General features: G+C 57.6%; 18 protein-coding genes. 3 read left to right on the top strand and 15 right to left on the bottom strand.

What is annotated here, in order from left to right:
- Nucleotides 1-37 precede the first annotated feature (37 nt).
- The 7 genes from hemW to mltG form a co-directional block, all read right to left on the bottom strand.
- Entirely contained in the window at nucleotides 38-1294 is a 1257-nt protein-coding gene (gene hemW, locus ABI171_RS11775; RefSeq protein ID WP_348092746.1) for a radical SAM family heme chaperone HemW, read from the bottom strand.
- Nucleotides 1291-1875: an RdgB/HAM1 family non-canonical purine NTP pyrophosphatase gene (gene rdgB, locus ABI171_RS11770; protein ID WP_348092745.1), complete on the bottom strand. Its 585-nt coding sequence runs from the start codon at nucleotides 1873-1875 to the stop codon at nucleotides 1291-1293. The genes hemW and rdgB overlap by 4 nt, the downstream gene beginning before the upstream one ends.
- A 215-nt stretch (nucleotides 1876-2090) precedes the next feature.
- Nucleotides 2091-2603, bottom strand: coding sequence for an N-acetyltransferase family protein (locus tag ABI171_RS11765; RefSeq protein ID WP_348092744.1), 513 nt, complete (start codon nucleotides 2601-2603; stop codon nucleotides 2091-2093).
- 41 nt (nucleotides 2604-2644) lie between these two features.
- Entirely contained in the window at nucleotides 2645-3025 is a 381-nt protein-coding gene (locus ABI171_RS11760; protein WP_348092743.1) for a PilZ domain-containing protein, read from the bottom strand.
- Nucleotides 3026-3044: 19 nt separating this feature from the next.
- Nucleotides 3045-4088, bottom strand: a complete 1044-nt coding sequence (locus tag ABI171_RS11755; RefSeq protein ID WP_348092742.1) for a DNA polymerase III subunit delta' — start codon at nucleotides 4086-4088, stop codon at nucleotides 3045-3047.
- The gene (gene tmk, locus ABI171_RS11750; protein ID WP_348092741.1) at nucleotides 4085-4708 is read right to left on the bottom strand and encodes a dTMP kinase; all 624 of its coding nucleotides are present in this window, start codon (nucleotides 4706-4708) and stop codon (nucleotides 4085-4087) included. Before tmk ends, ABI171_RS11755 begins: the two co-directional genes overlap by 4 nt.
- A 79-nt stretch (nucleotides 4709-4787) precedes the next feature.
- A complete protein-coding gene (gene mltG / locus ABI171_RS11745) occupies nucleotides 4788-5711 on the bottom strand; it encodes an endolytic transglycosylase MltG (RefSeq protein ID WP_348092965.1) in 924 nt (307 codons plus the stop codon).
- Between the two features lie 179 nt (nucleotides 5712-5890).
- On the opposite strand from mltG, the gene ABI171_RS11740 reads away from it, so the two are divergent.
- The 3 genes from ABI171_RS11740 to ABI171_RS11730 are packed head-to-tail and all read left to right on the top strand — an operon-like array spanning nucleotide 5891 to nucleotide 8011.
- Complete coding sequence (locus ABI171_RS11740; protein WP_348092740.1) at nucleotides 5891-6934, top strand: folate-binding protein; 1044 nt, start codon at nucleotides 5891-5893, stop codon at nucleotides 6932-6934.
- A 7-nt stretch (nucleotides 6935-6941) separates the two neighbouring features.
- Nucleotides 6942-7235 carry a DUF4936 family protein gene (locus tag ABI171_RS11735; protein ID WP_348092739.1) on the top strand — a complete coding sequence of 98 codons (294 nt, stop codon included), beginning with the start codon at nucleotides 6942-6944 and terminating at the stop codon, nucleotides 7233-7235.
- Nucleotides 7226-8011, top strand: coding sequence for an NRDE family protein (locus ABI171_RS11730; RefSeq protein ID WP_348092738.1), 786 nt, complete (start codon nucleotides 7226-7228; stop codon nucleotides 8009-8011). Before ABI171_RS11735 ends, ABI171_RS11730 begins: the two co-directional genes overlap by 10 nt.
- Before the next feature lie 9 nt (nucleotides 8012-8020).
- Here the strand turns inward: ABI171_RS11730 and ABI171_RS11725 are convergent, their stop codons facing one another.
- The 8 genes from ABI171_RS11725 to ABI171_RS11690 all read right to left on the bottom strand — a co-directional run bounded on the left by ABI171_RS11725 (nucleotide 8021) and on the right by ABI171_RS11690 (nucleotide 16778).
- Nucleotides 8021-8446 (bottom strand): GNAT family N-acetyltransferase, encoded by a 426-nt coding sequence (locus ABI171_RS11725; protein ID WP_348092737.1) that lies wholly within the window; start codon nucleotides 8444-8446, stop codon nucleotides 8021-8023.
- A gap of 30 nt (nucleotides 8447-8476) precedes the next feature.
- Nucleotides 8477-8905, bottom strand: coding sequence for a PaaI family thioesterase (locus tag ABI171_RS11720; protein WP_348092736.1), 429 nt, complete (start codon nucleotides 8903-8905; stop codon nucleotides 8477-8479).
- 8 nt (nucleotides 8906-8913) lie between these two features.
- On the bottom strand, nucleotides 8914-9225 hold the full coding sequence (locus ABI171_RS11715) for a Dabb family protein (protein ID WP_348092735.1): 312 nt from the start codon (nucleotides 9223-9225) through the stop codon (nucleotides 8914-8916).
- Between the two features lie 71 nt (nucleotides 9226-9296).
- Complete coding sequence (locus ABI171_RS11710) at nucleotides 9297-9896, bottom strand: LysE/ArgO family amino acid transporter (protein ID WP_348092734.1); 600 nt, start codon at nucleotides 9894-9896, stop codon at nucleotides 9297-9299.
- A gap of 96 nt (nucleotides 9897-9992) precedes the next feature.
- Entirely contained in the window at nucleotides 9993-12959 is a 2967-nt protein-coding gene (locus tag ABI171_RS11705; RefSeq protein ID WP_348092733.1) for an EAL domain-containing protein, read from the bottom strand.
- A 117-nt stretch (nucleotides 12960-13076) separates the two neighbouring features.
- Complete coding sequence (locus ABI171_RS11700) at nucleotides 13077-13883, bottom strand: hypothetical protein (RefSeq protein WP_348092732.1); 807 nt, start codon at nucleotides 13881-13883, stop codon at nucleotides 13077-13079.
- A gap of 194 nt (nucleotides 13884-14077) precedes the next feature.
- A complete protein-coding gene (locus tag ABI171_RS11695; RefSeq protein ID WP_348092731.1) occupies nucleotides 14078-14803 on the bottom strand; it encodes an ABC transporter ATP-binding protein in 726 nt (241 codons plus the stop codon).
- Nucleotide 14804: 1 nt separating this feature from the next.
- Nucleotides 14805-16778 (bottom strand): branched-chain amino acid ABC transporter ATP-binding protein/permease, encoded by a 1974-nt coding sequence (locus ABI171_RS11690; protein WP_348092730.1) that lies wholly within the window; start codon nucleotides 16776-16778, stop codon nucleotides 14805-14807.
- Nucleotides 16779-16780 lie beyond the last annotated feature (2 nt).

The raw sequence follows: 16780 nt of genomic DNA, 5'->3' as shown, positions 1-16780 counted from the left end.
TTTATTAAAAATCTTTCGGTTCAACCGAAACACTAGCTCAATCCAGCAAAAACATTTGCTGCAAATCATTCAAGAACCGCTGCCCCAGCGCAGTCGGTCGGATCACCTTGTGATCACGATACAACAGGCCTTTGGCTTCTGCCTGGTTCAGTGATTTCTCTATGGTGTTGAGCGCCAGCCCGGTCCGTTCGCTGAACAAGTTGACCTCAAAACCGTGATTCAGCCGCAGCGCATTCAGCATGAACTCGAAACCGAGATCATCGCGGCCGATTTCCACTTCTTCCTGCACCACATTACCCAGCCGACTGTGTTCCAGATAAGCCTTGGGCTGCTTGTAGCGCATTTGCCGGATCACGCGGTGCGGGAACGACAGCTTGGTGTGGGCGCCGGCGCCGATGCCGAGATAGTCGCCGAATTGCCAGTAATTCAGATTGTGGCGCGCCTGGCGTCCGGGCTGGGCGTAGGCCGACACTTCATAATGGCCGTAACCGGCGGCGCTGGTGCGGTCGCTGATCATGTCTTGCATTTCGGCGCTGGCGTCGTCGTCCGGTATTGCCGGCGGATACTTGGCGAAGTAGGTGTTCGGTTCCAGCGTCAAGTGGTACAGCGACAGGTGCGGCGGCGCAAAGCCGATGGCCGTGGCTATATCTTGCTGCGCCTCTTCCATGGTTTGCGAGGGCAGCGCATACATCAGGTCGAGATTGAAATTATCGAAAGTCGCATGGGCGATCTCGACTGCCCGGCGCGCTTCGCCGTCGTCGTGGATCCGCCCCAGCGCTTGCAGATGGCGGCCGTTGAAACTCTGGATGCCAATCGACAGGCGGTTGATGCCGCTGTTGCGGTAGGACTTGAATTTTTCGACTTCGAAGGTGCCGGGATTGGCTTCCATCGTGATTTCTGCTGCCCCGTCCAACGGCAGCAGCGAGCGCACGTCGGACATCAAACGATCCAGTCCGGCTGCCGACATCAAACTGGGCGTGCCGCCGCCGATGAAGATCGTATGGATCTTGCGGCCCCAGATCAGCGGCAGCGCAGCTTCCAGATCGGCGCGCAAGGCGGTCAGGTATTCTTCTTCCGGAAAACCACCGGTGGCTTCATGCGAATTGAAATCGCAATACGGGCACTTCTTTACGCACCAAGGAAAATGGATATACAGCGATAGCGGCGGTAAGGCGCTCAGGCTGAGCGCGCCTGGCTGCAGATAAGCCAGCGCGGCCTGGGCGGCTGCGGATGGCTTGTCGGCAAGCGCGCTTTTGGCTTGCCCTGGCATGCCGATGGGCTTGATCGGGATCATCGCAGTTTCTCTACCAGTGCGCGCAAGGCTTGGCCGCGGTGCGAGATTGCATTTTTCTCGGCAGCGGTAAATTCCGCCGCAGTCTTGTTGTGCTCGGAGATCAAAAAGTACGGGTCGTAGCCAAAGCCGCCGGCGCCGCGCGCTTCGCTGATGATCTGGCCGTTCCAGCGACCATCGGCGATCACCGGCTGCGGATCGTCGGCATGGCGTACAAACACCAGCACGCAATAATAATAGGCCGATTTATCGGTATGCCGGGCCAGATCGGCGATCAGCTTGCGATTGTTTTCGGCGTCGGATTTCGGTTCGCCGGCGTAACGCGCCGACAATACACCGGGCGCACCGCCCAGGGCATTGACGCAAACGCCGGAATCGTCGGCCAAGGCCGGCAGCCCGGTCAAGCGCGATGCGTGGCGGGCCTTGGTGAGCGCGTTTTCGACAAACGTCAGATACGGCTCTCCCGCTTCGGGAACGTCGAATTCGCCTTGAGGGCGAACGTCGAAATCGATCTGCGCCAGCAATTGGCTGAATTCTTTTAATTTACCGGCGTTATTGGAGGCCAGAACCAGGGTGCGCGACATGGGCTACTCGAAACAAAGGGAGGGAAAAGCGCTATTTTACAGTGCGCAGGGGGGCGGCCTGTTGGCAGCGCCGGTTGATGACTTAAAAACATGATCAATGAAAAGCACCAAAGACACGGAAAAGTACCTTAAGAGGAGCTTTTCGTGCCTTTCCTATTTTTCGCGGATAAGAATCCTGGCGAACGACTAACCGTCAAAGTCGCCAAAACACCCGATCAGGCGACGCGCTTGCCCAAGATCACAAGATCACGCTCGATGCCATCCAGCGTGGCGACACGCGGCATGTTGGCCCAGCGTTCAAAACCAAACGCATCGAACAACTTCAGGCTCGGCTGGTTATGGCCGAACACGAAACCCAGCAAGGTATGCACGCCGATGCTCGGGGCGTGCTCAATGGCCTTCCCCAGCAGATAGCGGCCCATGCCTTTGCCGCGCGCATCTTCGTGAATGTAGATGGACAGTTCGGCAGTGCCGGCATACGCCGGACGGCCGTAGAAATCGGAATACGACAACCAACCTAGCAACGCCGTCTGGCCGTCCGCACCCTGTTGCTCCACCACCCACAGCGGGCGGCGCTCCGGATTGTGGTGATCGAACCAGGCCTGGCGCGAGGCCACGGTGACAGGTTCGGTATCGGCGGTGACTTCGCGTGAGGCGACGGTGCTGTTGTAGATGGCGACGATGGCCGGCAAGTCCTGCTGGACTGCTAATCTGAAGCTGTAATCCATGTGATTCATTTCGATGCGGTTATGGCGGTTATCGCGGTTATTTAATACGTGTGGGTCGGGCGGGCTGATCCTAGCGCTGAACCCAGCACCTCTTCAATCCGCTTGCGCAAACGCTGGCCGCTGTCGTCGTCGGGAAAATGCACGCCGACCCCTTGCGCCTTGTTGTTATTCGCATTCTTCGGCGTAATCCACGCCACCTTGGCGGCGATAGGGTACTTGGTGCCGTCGTCCATCAGGCTCAGGATCAAATAGATTTCATCGCCGAGGTGATAGGCCTTGTTGGTCGGCACAAAGATGCCGCCATTGGTCAGGAACGGCATGTACGCGGCGTACAGCGCCGATTTTTCCTTGATTACCAGCGACAATACCGACGGCCGGGATAATTTGACCGGCTCGGCCGGGATTATGGTGTTCTCTGCCATCTCGATCCTATCAATAAATTCAAGCAAACATGGTGGCGTAATCCAGCAGCATCTCTTCGATGAAGAGGCGCGCCGAGAGCGGGTGTTCTGCGATCGCGCGGCGCTCGTTGCTGCTTTTCAACGCACGCAGCAAGGCGCCGGTATCCACTTTGGCGGCCAGCGCGGCAAGCGCCTTTTCATAACGAGGATAATACCGGATTGTGCCGCATAATTTAAGCGAAAACAGGTCGTACAGCCAGCGTTGTTGCCACGCTACCAGCTCGGCCACCGGGGTTTTCTGCAGGTGTTCGGCGCATTTCAGGGCGCCGTCGATACCGGGACGGGTCAGGTGCTGCAAAAACGCGTCGATCAGTTCGCGCCCTTCGCTTTGCGACTGCGCGTAGGCGGTCAGCGGTGCGCCGCCCTGCTCGGCCAGCCAGACATCGGCATCCTTGACGTCTTGCTGGCGCAGCCAGGCCAGCGCCTGCTCGCGCGAAGGCAGCGGCATTGCGAATTTACGGCAGCGCGAAAGAATCGTCGGCAGCAAGCGGTCCAGGCTGTTGGAACTCAGCAGGAACACAGTATTCGGTGGCGGTTCTTCCAGGGTTTTCAGCAAGGCGTTGGCAGCGGCGGTATTCAGCGCTTCGGCCGGATACAGCAACACCACCCGCCGCCCCTGGCGATGGGTGGAAATGTTCATGAAGCCGGACAAGGCGCGAATCTGGTCGATCTTGATTTCCTTGGACGGCGCCTTGGCTGACTTGGCGGTCTTTTTACCGTCGCCGGCTTCGCCATCGGCGCCATCGCCCTCGCCCGCCTCGTCGCCGTCCAGGATTTCCGGTCGCACGCGCCGGTAATCGGGATGGTTGTATTGCGTGAACCAGCCGCAAGAGCCGCATACTCCACAAGCATGGCCGTCCGCTTGCGGCGTCTCACACAGCAGCGATTGCGCGAACTGTTCGGCAAACACGGTTTTGCCTATGCCTTCGGCGCCATGGAACAGGATCGCGTGCGGCAAGCGCGCCCGCATCTGCTGCAATTGCTGCCAGACGTCGCCCTGCCATGGGAACAAGGCGTTGCTCATGTTTCGGCTTTACACAGGCCGGCGATGATGTGCGTCAGCGTTTGCTGGATCTCGGCAATCGTCCGGGTGGCGTCGATGATCTGGAAACGTGCCGGGAACTGCGCAGCGCGGCGCAGATATTCCGCACGGGTGGCGGCGAAGAAATCGGCCTTTTCCTGTTCGAATTTATCCAGCGTGCGGGTGGCGTCCAGACGGCTCCGCGCCACTTCCAGCGGCACGTCGAACAACAAGGTCAGGTCCGGCTGCAAATGCGGATGCACCCACTGCTCCAGCGCTTCCAGCTTGGCCAGTGGCAATTGCCGGCCGCCGCCCTGATAAGCGAAGGTAGCGTCGCTGAAACGGTCCGAAATCACCCAGTCGCCGCGCGCCAGCGCGGGCTCGATAACCTGCGCCAGATGTTCGCGGCGGGCGGCGAACATCAGCATGGCTTCGGTTTCCAGATGCATTTTCTGGTGCAGCAAGACTTCGCGCAGCGCTTCGCCCAGTTCGGTGCCGCCCGGTTCGCGCGTGGTGACCACAACCAGGCCGTGCTGGCGCAGCAACTCCGCAACGAAACCGATATGGGTCGATTTGCCGGCGCCGTCTATGCCTTCAAATGTGATGAATTTTCCTGATGCCATTATTTTTAACCTGCGTCTTTAAGCTGTATTGCAAGCGGTGTTGATATTGTCTTGCCATTATCGCCCATCGCCACAAGATCTAGCGCTGATATTGATTGACCGCCTGGTTGTGCTCGCCCAGGTTGCTGGAAAAATGGCTGCTGCCATCGCCTCGGGCGACAAAGTACAAGGCATCGGTTTGCGCCGGATGCAGCGCGGCGGCAATCGATTCGGCGCCGGGCAAGGCGATCGGCGTCGGCGGCAGGCCGGCGCGGGTGTAGGTATTGTACGGGGTGTCGGTGGTCAGGTCGCGTTTGCGGATGATCCCTTGGTACTGGTCCCCCATGCCATAAATCACGGTCGGATCGGTTTGCAGCAGCATGCCGATCTTGAGACGATTGACGAAGACGCCGGCAATCGTGCTGCGATCGGCGCGGCGGCCGGTTTCCTTTTCAACGATCGACGCCATGATCAGGGCATCGTAAGGCGTCTTATAGGGTAGCGAAGCATCGCGTCCTTCCCAAGCCTGGCTAAGGCGCTTGAGCAGCAAGGCATGCGCCTGTTTATAGACTTGCAGGTCGCTCGACCCTTTGGCGAACAAATAAGTGTCCGGGAAAAACAAACCTTCCGGCATGACATAGTCTGGCGTGATCTTGGCCAGCAGTTCGGCATCGGATAGCGCTGCGGTATCGTGTTTTAACGCGGCCTGCGCGGCCACCGCCTGCCGCATCTGGCGGAAGGTCCAGCCTTCGATCACGGTCAACGATTCCTGCGCAAATTCGCCGCGCACCAGTTGCGTCAGCAAACGCAGCGGCGTGGCGCCGGGTTTCAACTCGTAGCTGCCTGCCTTCAGCTTGCCACCCTTGCCGGTGATGCGCGCCAGCAACTCCAGCAATTGGGGATTCACCCCCACCCCGGCGGCGTCGATCTGCTCCACTGAACTTGCCAAAGTACTACCGGGTTTAATGGTGAACGGGCGTACCGGACCCTCTTCAAAAACCGGCTGCCGGGACCAGTAAACCATCCCTCCCGCAGCCAGAACACCTAGCAAGATCACCCACAACAATAGTTTTTTAAACAACACCGGTCGCTCCGAATGGTTTTCATGCATCGTCCAAAAACGGCCAACTCCAACGCCTTTTTTGTGACATCACTATAATCAACCCAATATGATAATCGCTGTTTTGGGAATGCCATCAATTTATGAATGAAATAACAAGTAACTGGCCGGAATTTTTACAGCAACAAGCACTGCCGACCCTGCCGACGGCCGGCGTCGCCAACGCTTCTTTTTTTGCGCCACTGCCTGACCTGGGTTTGATCGCCCTCGCAGGGGAAGACGCCGCTAGCTTCCTGCATACCCAGCTCACCAACGACGTCCAGAATCTGAATGCTGCACAGGCGCGGCTGGCGGGCTATTGTTCGCCCAAGGGGCGCTTACTGGCGACTTTCCTGATGTGGAAGAGCGGCGACAGCATCTTGCTGCAATTGCCCCGCAACATGCAGGCCGCAATCCAAAAGCGGTTGCAGATGTTTGTCATGCGCGCCAAGGCAAAGCTGGCGGATGTCTCGGATGCGCAAATTGCACTCGGCCTGGCCGGCGATGCGGCCGGGGCGGCGTTGGCCTCGTGGTTCCCGGTTTTGCCGGATGCGCCTTACGCCAAGATCGATAATGAATACGGCAGCCTGATACGCTTGGCCGACGCCAATGCCGCGCCGCGATATCAATGGATCACCAACCCCGAGACCGCAATCGCTGCCTGGCCGTCGTTGAGCGGCAGCCTGCAGGCGCTTGACGCACAGGCATGGCGCTTGAGCGAGATCCAGGCTGGCATCCCGCAGGTTACCCTGGCCACGCAGGAACAGTTCGTGCCGCAGATGATCAATTTTGAAGTGATCGGCGGCGTCAATTTCAAGAAAGGCTGTTATCCGGGGCAGGAAATCGTCGCCCGCAGCCAGTACTTGGGCAAGCTCAAGCGCCGCGCGGCGCTGGCCACGGTGGAGGCGATCGGCGTCGCCGCAGCCACTGAAGTGTTTTCCAGCAACGATCCGGAACAGCCTTGCGGCATGATCGTCAATGCCGAAGCGAACAGCGCGCATGGGAGCAGCTGCCTGCTGGAGATCAAGCTGGCCGTGCTGGAAAGCGGCGGCACGATACATCTGGGCTCGGTGAACGGCGCGCAGTTGCATATCCAGACGCTACCCTACTCGATCATCGATGTGACCGACTCTGAACTGTCGGCCTGAGCTAAAGATGAGCACCAATCTCTATATCTATTATAAGGTCGCCGCCGTCCACGCCCAGGAATTCGACGGCGTGGCGGCAAAGATGCAGGCCGAGCTGTCGCTGCAGCATCAGGTCAATACGGCGCTCAAACGCAGCGCCGAAATTAAAGACGAACACCATACCTGGATGGAAGTGTATTCTTCGGTGCCGCCGGATTTTGCGCAAGTGATTGATGAAGCGGTAGCCCGGCATGGTCTCGCCGCCTTCATCGAAGGCCCTCGTCACCCTGAATTTTTTGTGAATATTTCATCATGTGCTTGATTGTTTTTGCGTGGCAAGTGATTCCTGGCTCACCCCTGATAGCCGCCGCCAACCGCGATGAATTTTATGCGCGCCCGACCGCCGCCGCCAGCTGGTGGGAAGACCAGCCCGACATCTACGCCGGCCGTGACCTGAAAGACGGCGGCACCTGGATCGGCATTACCCGCGGCGGCCGCTTTGCCGCCATCACCAATGTCCGCGCGCCCTCGGAACGGCGACCCGATGCGCCCAGCCGTGGCGCGCTGGTATCGGACTTCCTGAGCAGTAGAAAAACGGCGGCTGACTATGTCGCTGAAATCGCTGTGGATGCTGGCCGTTTCAACGGCTTCAACCTGCTGGTCGGCGACGGCAGCCAGCTGATCTGGTATTCCAACAAGGGCGAAGCCGATGCCCGCAACGGCCAGCCTTTGGCGCCTGGCGTCTATGGTTTGTCGAACGCCACCTTGGACATCTGCTGGCCCAAGGTGGTGCGCACCAAAGCGCAATTTTCCAGCCTGTTGTGCCAGGGCGCGCCCGATGCCTGCTTCTTTGACATGCTGAGCGACACCACCCGTTCCGGCGATTGCCGCTTGCCATCCACCGGCGTCGACATCGAAACCGAACGCATGCTGTCCGCGGTATTCATCGAATCGCCGGACTATGGCACCCGCGCCACCACGCTGGTCAAGCTCAAGGCTAACGGCAGCGCCATGCTGCATGAGAGAGTTGCCACGCCGTCCGGGGTACCTTGCCGGACCCATGCGCCGTCCAAATCGGCGGGCCGCTGCACGCGCTAGCGGCTGTTTTCAGGCAAACACATTGCGCATGCAGACATGCGCAATCCCGGCCTCGTAAAACTCCTCGCCGTCACGGATAAAACCGTGGCGGCCGTAGAATGCTTCGGCCTGGGTTTGCGCGTTCAACACTACCTCACGGTCGCCCCGCTGGCGCGCTTGTGCCATCAAGGCTTCCAGGATGGCCGCGCCAATTCCTTTGCCGCGCCCCGCTGAACGCACCGCCATGCGGCCGATATGGCCGTCCGGCAGCAAGCGCCCGGTGCCGATGGCCTGACCGGCTTCGTCATAGGCGACGGCATGCACGCAATGCGCGTCCATATCGTCCCACTCCAGTTCGACCGGGATTTTCTGCTCGATCACGAAGACGTCGAAGCGCACTGCGCGGGCGTCGGTTTTCTGTACTGCCCAGTTATCGACTGTCAGATGAAATTTCATGGTTTTACTCGTCCAAGTGTGTGTACTGTTTCAGCCCGGCTTGATCTTCAGCGCCGCCCGGTGGTGCCTGAGATATTTGAACGTGCCCATCGCCTTGGCCACCAGGTGATCACCGTGCCATAGCTCGGCATCGCAAAAACACATGGTGGTGGATTGATGAAAAGCGCGACCCTTGGCGATGATACGGGCTCCGGTCTGGCCGGCCGGTTGCAGGAAACTGGTTTTCATTTCAACCGTGACTGCCGCTTCGGCTTGCGGATAAAGTGAACGGCCGGCCAGCGCCATGACCACATCCAGCATGGTCATCGAGACGCCGCCATGGGTCACCTGCCAGCTGTTCATGTGATGCGGCTGCAAGGTCAGGGCCAGCTCGGCTGCGCCCTCGCCCATCTCGACGAATTCAACCCCGAGATAACTCAGGAAGGGATTGTCGATCGGGAAAACATGGGAAGGAAACATGGCGTCGTTCAGCTCAGATAGTCCATGCAATGGCGCGATTCGCGCACCGCGCCGACGAAAGGTTTGATCGCCTCATGGGTTGGATGTTTTTGATAAGCTTCCAGCGCCGCCACCGATACAAACTCTGAATTGAGCGCCACATCACAGGTCGCATCCAGGCCCGGCTGCGCAATCACCGCCTCAAACTTCAATATGCCTGGCACGATGCCGGCGCAGCCGTCCAGCAAGGCTTTCACTTTCAATGCATTGGCGGCCTTGTCCGCGCCTTCGGCATACTCTTTCAATTTCCAGAATACGATGTGTTTTACAGTTTTGCTCATGGGACCTGCTCTCCGATGTAAAGGGGTGAAGCGATAGCTTCAGGATTCACGCGCCATTTTACCCGCCTGCCTTATTCGTTCAGCAATTTATAGCCAATCGTCCACATGGTGATGCCGACCGCCACCTCCAGTATGCGCCAGGACAAGGGCTTGGCGAAGATGGGCCGCAGCAGGGCCGCGCCATAACCGAGCGAAAAGAAGAAAACTAGCGACGCCAGCATGGCGCCGGCGGCAAACTCGGCTTGCCGGCCTGGGAATTGCGTCGAAATGGAGCCGATCAACAATACCGTATCGAGATAGACGTGCGGATTAAGCCAGGTCAGCGCGGCGCAAACCAGCAGGGTCGGCAGCAAGTCGGTTTGGGTATCTCCCGCTTGCGTCAGCACTGCCGACGATTTCCACGCCGTGATGAAACTGCGGGCGCCATACAAGAACAGGAAAGCCGCGCCGCCGTAGCGCATCACGCTGGCCAGCCATGGCGCCCGGGCGATCACGACCGACAAGCCCAACACCCCCAGCAATATCAAGATGGCGTCAGACAAAGCGCAGACCAGGCATACCCAAAACACATGTTCGCGCTTGAGCCCTTGTTTGAGAACAAAGGCATTTTGCGAACCGATGGCGAGAATCAACGAAAGGGAAAGCGTGAAACCTGAGATGGCAGCGGTCATGAATATCTAGAGCATGTTTTCGGCAAATAACGGTCGCCGGGAAGGTTGTAGCACTGACGCAGCCGGGAGCGCAATTGGGCGAGCCCGGCAGCTTTCTCAATGCAAATTAGAGGGCAACCGGCCCTCGCTTTCAGGGTTGCCGCCGTTACGGCGCTCCGCGACAAAGCGTGCAACGTCCGGGTCGGTAATGAAACTGGCCGCTGAACGGGCCAGCAGGATGGCATCGGGGGATTGTGGCTTGGCCACGATAAAACCCTGCACGTAATCAACGCCAAACTTGGCCAGCGCTTCGATCATTGCACAGTCTTCCACCCACTCGGCAATACTCTTCATGCCAAGGTTGCGCGCCAGCTCGACAATCGCTTCGACGATCGCCTCATTGGCGGGATGCTTGCTCATGCTTTGAATGAATGCGCCATCAATTTTCAAGGCATCCGCCGACAGGCTCTTCAGGTAGGTAAACGAGGTATAGCCGGCGCCGAAATCATCCAATGCCACCTTGGCGCCGAGCGCTTGCAAACGCTCGATAATGCGGCTGGTATGTTCAAGATCGTGCAGCGCCACGCTTTCCGTGACCTCGATGCACAGCAACGGCACTACCTGCAAGTGCTTGCCCAAAATCACAAAAAGATCCTGGATGAATTTTTCATCATTGAGTGAAGCTCCACTCAAATTCACGCAAACAAACTTGGTCAACGGTAGCTGCGCCTGATGCGCATCCAGCCACTCCAGCACCGTCGTCATGACCCAGCGGTCAATCATCGCAATGCTGCCATTTTCTTCCGCCGCTGCAATCACCCTGGTTGCCGGCACAACTTTATTGTCGGCATCGCGCAGCCTTAGCAGCACTTCAAAATTGAGCGAGGCCTCCGGTTCTTTCAGCGACATGATCGGCTGCATTTCAACGAACAGGCCAGCCGGCAAGAATTCCCCTCCTAGTCTTTCGATCAGGCTGAGTTCCTCCATCCGTTCACGGAATACCGACGCATTCTTGTGATACACCACGATATGCTCGTCGTGGGCCTTCTTGGCTTCCCGGCAGGCGCGATCGGCGGCTGAAATGGCGTCTTGCACCCGCATCCCGGCCGCCACTTCGATCAGGCCGATGGAGCCCTTGACCTGAAATGCGCGCGCGCCTATGTGATAAGACTGATAGCTGATTCGTTGGATGATGGCCGAACAAATTTCCGTGGCGGCGCCAATCTGCACATCCTGGAACAGGATAATGAATTCGTCGCCGCCAATACGGCCGATATGGTTGCCCTCGCCCAGCAATAGCTCGACGCGTTCACACAGTTGCTTCAATACTTCGTCGCCGGATTGATGACCGAACAAATCGTTGATCAGCTTGAAGCGATCCAGGTCAAGATAAGCCAAGGCCAGAGGTCGGTCGTCGCATTGGCGCTCGATAGCTTGTTCCAGCAGGATCTCAATGCCGCGTCGGTTCAATACGCCGGTCAGCGGGTCATGCTCGGCCAGGAAACGCAAACGCTCGACTGCGTGCGAACGATCGGTGATGTCTTGCAGCGAGCCTTCGATGCGGCCATTGGCAAACGTCACAGTGACCAGATAGGTGCTGGCGTTGCCGTCGGCACCGGCAATCCCGTGCAGCTCGGCCTCATTGCCGCTGTTGCCGGAAACGATCTTCCAAAGCTTGTCATGGGCGCCCGGCTCGAAATAGTCGTCCCATTTCTTTAGCCACTGCGCACCGGGATCATGTCCCAGGATTTTTTCCAGAGCAGGATTGGTGCGTACAAAACTGCCGTCGGCGGAAAGCGTAAACAAACCGATCGGCGTAACCTCATAGGTAGTGCGTAATTCGGCCTGGACCATCGCCAATTCGCGTTTTCCGGCGCGCATTTGTTCGGCAAAGGCAAACGACGCCATGAGGCTCGACAGCAATGCCACAATCACATTGTTGGGGACCTCGTCCAGTGTCTTGATGCCAAATGCTGCTGCGACCACTTCGTCCACTCGCGTGAACAACACGACAAACATGGACGCGCAGTACCAGAGCACGGCCCGGGTGCGGGCTTTCCACACGATGCGGGCCAGCAAGAAAATCAATATGAGTATGCCGGTGACAGTCCAGCACCATAACATCGGAAGAAAATGCTGGTACGACAGGAATAAGGCGGCGACCAACAAGACTGCGCCTAGCCAACGCAAAACATTTTGCAGGAACACAAAGCCGATCTGCTTCAACTCATTCTGGAACAATCTGCCGAACAAGGTAAACGTCACGATGTAATAGATGGCAAAAGTCAATTTGCGCAGCCATGGCAACCACTGGTTCGGGATCGTCCATATCAGCCAATGGGCATCCCATCCCATCGCATTGGCGCCGAGACGAAGATTACCCAGCAGCCATATGGCAAACAAGACATACATCCATTCGCGATTGATTAAAGCGGCTACCAGCACAAACAGCGTCAAGGTCAGCAGACCTCCCTCCATCAGGCCTATGCCGCGATAGAACTCCTTCTGTGATTGCGCGAAATCCAGGTTGCTCCACTGGCGCACGGTAATCCGTGCCGGGCCGGAAAAAAAGCCCTTGCACAGCACTTCCACAGATGCGGGATGCGCCGCAATCGATAAAATGAATCCGGTTTTTTCTGACTTGACCTGGCCATCGACCTTGTAGCGGCTACCCGTTCCAAGCAGGCGCCGACCACCTTCATCCCAGCAACTCAACTGCTGCGCATGGCGCGATGGCAGTTCGACCTCCGCAGCGCCGGAATCAGTGGTCGCCGGCACCAGAAAAGAAAACCAGAATGGCGTCTCTTGCAATTGCGTGTTGTAGTAGGGCTGTAGCGATGTGCCGGCCAGCTTCTGAAATGCCTGCTCCGGCTGCAGACGCTGCTCCGGGTCGCTCAGCACATGAAACGGCGACGAGCTTGGTTCGCTATGCCCGAAGCGGCTGTCAAGGGTGGCGAATGCAAGGATCGTAAATGCAATAACCAAAGCTGGCACCACCACAACCGAAAAATAAAACACCGCCCAGTCTTGCGGCTTAAGGTTTTTAGTGAGATTTTTCGGCGTGTCGGCATGGAATAGCCACATAAACATCGCGTCCGTAGAGTGAGAGGGTTCTACTGTACTGTAAAAAAAGCACCATGATGTTCTTTTACGACAATATCGCCCTCTCGACGCCTTAATTTAAAAATATGAATTGAATCGCTAACCCAAGGGCTTGTCCATCTGTTGGTCCCCTTCTTGATTATTACGGCTCCTGGATGCGCCATGCCGGACCGTTAACAAATTGTGAGATTGGTCCAGAATCAAATCAGCATGATGCACTTCAAACATCAAGGCAAACAACGGATGTGCGGCGGCGGCCCAGCGCGTTCTGGCGGTCGCCACTTCAAACGCCATGACACGATGAGGCAACATGCCGACATGCTGCATAGGGATGAACTGCCCGCCGGAAAATACATCTTGGAACAGCAGAGCATCGTATTGCCGATCTAGCGGCGAGCGCGCTGTAATCACCATCCAGTCAATTCCGTTTTCCACGCAATATAAAAAATAGGCTTTGAAAAGCAAGGTCTTTACCATCTTGCCGATTTGACCAGACGTCACGCCCAAGCGGGTAGCCTCCGCCAATCGGCATCCCTGCAACCACGCCGGCAAGGTTACCGATTGCTCCAGCACTAATGGTTGATCATAATTTGTTTGAATACGCATCGTACCCAAAGATGAACCGTCAAGCTTGGACTCGGCTAACAGTATGATCGTGTCTTGTGCGATATCTGCCAGCTCGAATTCCCTCAGGTTTTGCGCCAGCTCCGGCAAATGGCGGCTATACGCGGCATGGCGAATTCCAACGGCTTTTTGCAAAGCCTGTTCGTCATTCACTATCCGGATAGTGAATGGCAAGCGTTGCTCACGCAACGCTGCCACAGCGTTTGTTGCCGACAAGGATAGGGCTGCGCTGTCGTCGTAGATAGCGTGACCGGATGTGACTACTGAATGGTCTTGTTTCATGTCGAATGCTCCAGTGAAGAAAACATGGTTGGCCGCTATATGCATACATTGCATTACGGTATTGCCAGATTCTCACGTTCGGAGCACGGAAGAAAACTAAACCCTGTTCACATCTTGAACATTAGTGACATATAACTCACACAAAACGATTGTTCGCTCAAAATGATTTCCACTTAACAATATTTTGCACCTAATCAGTGCTGGCTACCGCCCAGATACGCCGCCTTCACCGCCGGATCATTTTTCAATTTCTCCGCAGGTCCGTGTACTGAAATCCGCCCGTTTTCCAGCACGTAACCATAATCCGCGACATTCAGGGCCGCGGCAGCGAATTGCTCGACCAGCAACATCGTCACTCCCTCGGCCTTGAGCCGGGAAATGATGCGGAACACTTCTTCCACCAGGATCGGCGCCAGCCCCATCGAGGGCTCGTCGAGCAAAATCACTTCCGGATTAAGCATCACGGCGCGCGCCATGGCCAGCATCTGTTGCTCACCGCCGGACAAGGTGCCGGCCAGCTGGCTTTGCCGCTCTTTCAGGCGTGGAAATAATTCCAGCGCGCGTTCAAGATCCAGCTTGATGTCGCCGCGCGGACGCATGCGGGTAAAGCGAGGAAATGCGCCGAGCAGCAGATTATCGACCACGCTCATGGTGGCAAACACGCGCCGCCCTTCAGGCGAGTGCGCAAGCCCGGCGCGCGCAATCTTGTGCGAAGCCATGCCGGTGACATCGACACCAGCCAGCGTAACGCTGCCGGCTTTGGCTTTGATCATGCCGGAGATGGCGCGCATGGTGGTGGTCTTGCCGGCGCCGTTGGAACCGATCAGCGTCACCACCTTGCCTTTCGGTACGTCTAGCGAAATACCGTGCAACACTTCAACCTTGCCATACGCGGCATGCAAATTGGAAATCGAAAGCATCTTATGACCCCGCTGCGTTGGAAGTGGATGGCGCGCTGATTTCTGCTTCGCCCGCGCTGCCGCCAAGATACGCTTCAATCACCTTGGGATCATTTTGCACCGCGGCCGGTTTGCCTTCAGCGATTTTCTGGCCAAAATCCAGCACCGTCACGGTATCGGAAATCGACATCACGACATCCATGTGATGTTCGATCAGGATAATCGTGACGCCGTGTTCGCGGATCTTGTGGATGATCGCAATCAGCTCCTTGATGTCCGGCGCCGTCAGTCCGGCTGCAGGTTCATCCAGCAGCAGCAGCTCCGGATTCAAGCCCAGCGCGCGGCCGATTTCCAGCAAGCGCTGCTTGCCATATGGCAGGTTGCGCGCCTCCTCGCCGGCCAGACCGTCGAGCCCGACGAATTTCAGAATGCTTGCCGCGCGCTCTCTGGCGCGTTGCTCTTCGCGCCGGTAACGCGGCGTATTGAAGATCACGTCCAGCACGTTGCTGCGGAAAGTGTGATGCAAGCCGACCAGCACGTTTTCCGTGGCCGTCATTTCGCCGAATAACTGCACGTTCTGGAAAGTACGGGCGACCCCACCCAGGGCGATAGCCGATGGCGTCGAGCCGGAAATCGTCTTGCCGTTGAATTCCACCTTGCCGGCGGTCGGCTTGTAGATGCCGGTGAGGACGTTCATCATGGTGCTCTTGCCCGAGCCGTTCGGCCCGATCAGGCCGTGCACGCTGCCTTTGACGATGTCCAGGTTGACTTCATTCAAGGCTTTGAGGCCGCCGAACTGCATCAGGATTTTCTGGCCGCTCAGCAGTGTGCCGCCGACGGCGACGCTGCCCCCGCTTGTCGCCCAGGCCTGTTCAGGGCTGGCCGCAACGCCAACCGGTTTATCGCTCGCGTTCAGTTTGCGGCCAAACATGTTGCGGGCGAAACCGACAATCCCGTCCTGCAGGTAATACACCACGAACAATGTCATCAAACCGAATATCGTCAACCGCCAGTCAGTGATATTTTCCAGCTTATAGGAAAATATCGCCATGCCGACGGTAGCGACCAGCGGCACCGCCAATTCCCGCGCAGTCTTGCGCTTTTTCCATAACAGGAAAGCCGCCGCCAGTACGCCAATCATCGCCGCCGTGGTGGCGATCTGCCGAAACAGCTCGATATCTGCCAGCAAGCTCGGCAGCAAGACCACAATCAGGGCGCCGAGCAGCGAACCGATACGGCTTTTGCGGCCGCCCATGATGACCGCCAGCAGGAACAGGATGGTCAGCTCGAAGTTGTAGGTATTCGGCGAAATATATTCTTCGGAATAGGCATACAGGCTGCCCGCCAACCCTGCCAGCGCGGCGCTGATGACGAACGCCACCACTTTGTAGCGGTATACCGAAACACCCATGCAATCTGACGCAATCGGGCTATCGCGCAGCGCCTGGAAGGCACGTCCCAGATACGATTTGACGATCCGGTGGACCACGATCAGCGACAGCACCATCAAGGCCGCCACCAGATAAAAATATTCCACTTCATCCAGGCGATGGCCGAAAAAAGCTGGCTTGACCAGCTTGATCCCCATCGGCCCTTCCGTCAGGAAACTCATTTCATTGATCAGGATCTGAATGATGGTGCCGAACGCCAGCGTCACCATGGCCAGGTAGGGGCCGGTCACCCGCAACGCGGGCAAAGCCAGGATGGCGCCGAAGCCGGCGGTGACCACCAGGCTGGCCGGCGCGGCAATCAGGATCGGCCAGCCAAGCTTGAACACCAGTACGCCGGTGGTGTACGAGCCGATGCCGAACAACCCGGCATGCCCGAGCGACACCTGGCCGGTATAGCCGACCACGATGTCCAGTCCGAACAGCAGGATGGCGTAGATCAGGACGGTTTCGGCCAGGTGGATGTAATACGGATTCGGAACAATCTGCGGAAACGCCAGCAGCAGCAAGATCCCGACGATAGACAGTGCGAATAATTTTTTATTCATAT

It is taken from the genome of Collimonas sp. (assembly GCF_039923675.1).
Lineage (GTDB): Bacteria > Pseudomonadota > Gammaproteobacteria > Burkholderiales > Burkholderiaceae_D > Collimonas.
The sequence above is the reverse complement of the archived record's forward strand: the minus strand, read 5'-3'. Positions and strand labels throughout refer to the sequence as shown.

What these genes read in the sequence shown, in the direction of transcription:
- ABI171_RS11715 (WP_348092735.1), bottom strand. Translation starts at nt 9,225, where the DNA reads ATGAGCAAAACTGTAAAACACATCGTATTCTGGAAATTGAAAGAGTAT.
- ABI171_RS11700 (WP_348092732.1), bottom strand. Translation starts at nt 13,883, where the DNA reads ATGAAACAAGACCATTCAGTAGTCACATCCGGTCACGCTATCTACGAC.
- ABI171_RS11725 (WP_348092737.1), bottom strand. Translation starts at nt 8,446, where the DNA reads ATGAAATTTCATCTGACAGTCGATAACTGGGCAGTACAGAAAACCGAC.
- ABI171_RS11690 (WP_348092730.1), bottom strand. Translation starts at nt 16,778, where the DNA reads ATGAATAAAAAATTATTCGCACTGTCTATCGTCGGGATCTTGCTGCTG.
- ABI171_RS11740 (WP_348092740.1), top strand. Translation starts at nt 5,891, where the DNA reads ATGAATGAAATAACAAGTAACTGGCCGGAATTTTTACAGCAACAAGCA.
- ABI171_RS11755 (WP_348092742.1), bottom strand. Translation starts at nt 4,088, where the DNA reads ATGAGCAACGCCTTGTTCCCATGGCAGGGCGACGTCTGGCAGCAATTG.
- ABI171_RS11720 (WP_348092736.1), bottom strand. Translation starts at nt 8,905, where the DNA reads ATGTTTCCTTCCCATGTTTTCCCGATCGACAATCCCTTCCTGAGTTAT.
- ABI171_RS11710 (WP_348092734.1), bottom strand. Translation starts at nt 9,896, where the DNA reads ATGACCGCTGCCATCTCAGGTTTCACGCTTTCCCTTTCGTTGATTCTC.
- hemW (WP_348092746.1), bottom strand. Translation starts at nt 1,294, where the DNA reads ATGATCCCGATCAAGCCCATCGGCATGCCAGGGCAAGCCAAAAGCGCG.
- mltG (WP_348092965.1), bottom strand. Translation starts at nt 5,711, where the DNA reads ATGGTTTACTGGTCCCGGCAGCCGGTTTTTGAAGAGGGTCCGGTACGC.
- ABI171_RS11760 (WP_348092743.1), bottom strand. Translation starts at nt 3,025, where the DNA reads ATGGCAGAGAACACCATAATCCCGGCCGAGCCGGTCAAATTATCCCGG.
- ABI171_RS11695 (WP_348092731.1), bottom strand. Translation starts at nt 14,803, where the DNA reads ATGCTTTCGATTTCCAATTTGCATGCCGCGTATGGCAAGGTTGAAGTG.
- ABI171_RS11735 (WP_348092739.1), top strand. Translation starts at nt 6,942, where the DNA reads ATGAGCACCAATCTCTATATCTATTATAAGGTCGCCGCCGTCCACGCC.
- ABI171_RS11705 (WP_348092733.1), bottom strand. Translation starts at nt 12,959, where the DNA reads ATGTGGCTATTCCATGCCGACACGCCGAAAAATCTCACTAAAAACCTT.
- ABI171_RS11730 (WP_348092738.1), top strand. Translation starts at nt 7,226, where the DNA reads ATGTGCTTGATTGTTTTTGCGTGGCAAGTGATTCCTGGCTCACCCCTG.
- rdgB (WP_348092745.1), bottom strand. Translation starts at nt 1,875, where the DNA reads ATGTCGCGCACCCTGGTTCTGGCCTCCAATAACGCCGGTAAATTAAAA.
- tmk (WP_348092741.1), bottom strand. Translation starts at nt 4,708, where the DNA reads ATGGCATCAGGAAAATTCATCACATTTGAAGGCATAGACGGCGCCGGC.
- ABI171_RS11765 (WP_348092744.1), bottom strand. Translation starts at nt 2,603, where the DNA reads ATGGATTACAGCTTCAGATTAGCAGTCCAGCAGGACTTGCCGGCCATC.